Origin of the sequence: Mesorhizobium sp. M7D.F.Ca.US.004.03.1.1, assembly GCF_003998635.1 — a bacterium.
In the GTDB taxonomy this organism is placed as follows: Bacteria; Pseudomonadota; Alphaproteobacteria; order Rhizobiales; family Rhizobiaceae; genus Mesorhizobium; species Mesorhizobium loti.
The window spans coordinates 1-1,543 of sequence record NZ_RZQG01001187.1 but is presented as its reverse complement, the minus strand read 5'-3'; the positions used below and the strand labels follow the sequence as shown (position 1 = coordinate 1,543).

Sequence of the window (1,543 nt, the reverse complement as noted above, 5' to 3'; positions counted from 1 at the left end):
GTCGTGAAACAGGTCTTCGAGCATCTTCTGCTTTGCCATTGTCATGTCCTTTGGTGCGTGAGCCCTCAGGTCGACAATCTCGCATGGGAGGATTTGTTCCGTCCGCTTCGAACGGAAATCTTTATAAAATTCCTATTTCTTTCCACTCCGCCCCGTCTCGAACCTTTATGGCGATCGGGTCCATATTCCACGTTGAGAAAACACATCCGGTACCGCCGCCTCAATGCGACGGGCCGTTTCAGGGTATTGCGAACCTTTCCATCAAGGGCACAAAGTACAAAAGCAGACACAAGGAACAAACACGATGGATATCGTCGTTCTCGGGATCGGGATTTTGTTTTTCACCCTTTCCTTCGCCTACATCAAAGCCTGTGACATTCTTTAACGCGAGGACCGCAAAATGCTCGTCGACTATATTCTCGGTGGCGGCGTGACGTTGTTCCTGCTCGTCTACCTGACATACGCCCTCGTTCGCCCAGAACGCTTCTGACCGCAACTGGCGCAAGGCACGGAAAGCTACAACCATGACTCTCAACGGATGGCTACAGATCCTCGTCTACTGCGGGATCGTCGTTTTGCTGGTGAAGCCGCTTGGCGGCTACATGTATCGCGTCTTCAACGGCGACCGGACATTTCTTTCGCCGGTTCTAGGCCCGATTGAACGCGGGCTCTATCGCATCGCGGGAACCAGCGAGCGCGAGGAACAACACTGGACCGCCTATGCGGCAGGCATCATGTTCTTCAGCGTTGCCAGCTTCCTGGTGCTTTATTTCCTGCAGCGGCTGCAAGGCGTCTTGCCTTACAATCCGGCCGGCATGACTGCAGTCGAACAGAATCTTGCCTTCAACACCGCTGCCAGCTTCGTGACCAACACCAACTGGCAGAACTATGGCGGCGAAAGCACGATGTCCTACCTCGTGCAGATGGCCGGCCTCACCGTGCAGAACTTCATGTCGGCGGCGGTTGGTATCGCTATCGCGGTCGCGCTGATCCGTGGCTTTGCCCGCGCGTCGGTCAAGTCCATCGGCAATTTCTGGGTCGATATGACCCGGTGCACGCTCTACGTGCTGCTGCCGCTCTGCATCATCCTGACCCTTGTCTATGTCTGGCTCGGCATGCCGCAGACGCTCGGTCCGTATGTCAACGCCACGACACTGGAAGGTGCCCAGCAGACGATAGCGGTCGGCCCCGTCGCGTCGCAGATCGCCATCAAGATGCTTGGCACCAATGGCGGCGGCTTCTTCAACGCCAACGCCGCGCATCCGTTCGAGAACCCCGACGCGATCTCCAACCTGATCCAGATGGTGTCGATCTTCGCGCTCGGCGCGGCGCTGACCAATGTCTTCGGCCGCATGGTCGGCAACCAGCGCCAGGGCTGGGCGATCCTGGCCACCATGAGTGTTCTGTTCATCGCCGGTGTCGCCGTCTGTTACTGGGCGGAAGCCGCCGGCAATCCGCTGGTGCACGCGCTTGGCATCGACGGCGGCAATATGGAAGGCAAGGAGAGCCGCTTCGGGGTCGCCATGTCGGCACTGTTCGCGGT

Annotated in this window: 2 protein-coding genes; both read left to right on the top strand. The window is 58.0% G+C overall.

The annotated features are described in order from the left end of the window. Positions 1-400 precede the first annotated feature (400 nt). Positions 401-490: a K(+)-transporting ATPase subunit F gene (locus tag EN935_RS35380; RefSeq protein ID WP_023669708.1), complete on the top strand. Its 90-nt coding sequence runs from the start codon at positions 401-403 to the stop codon at positions 488-490. A 34-nt stretch (positions 491-524) separates the two neighbouring features. Beyond that, positions 525-1,543 (top strand): potassium-transporting ATPase subunit KdpA (gene kdpA / locus EN935_RS35375; RefSeq protein ID WP_127374196.1); only part of this gene is annotated, 1,019 nt, incomplete at its 3' end.

Excerpts from the sequence above, each read along its gene's own strand:
- EN935_RS35380 (WP_023669708.1), top strand. The coding sequence starts at position 401 with ATGCTCGTCGACTATATTCTCGGTGGCGGCGTGACGTTGTTCCTGCTC.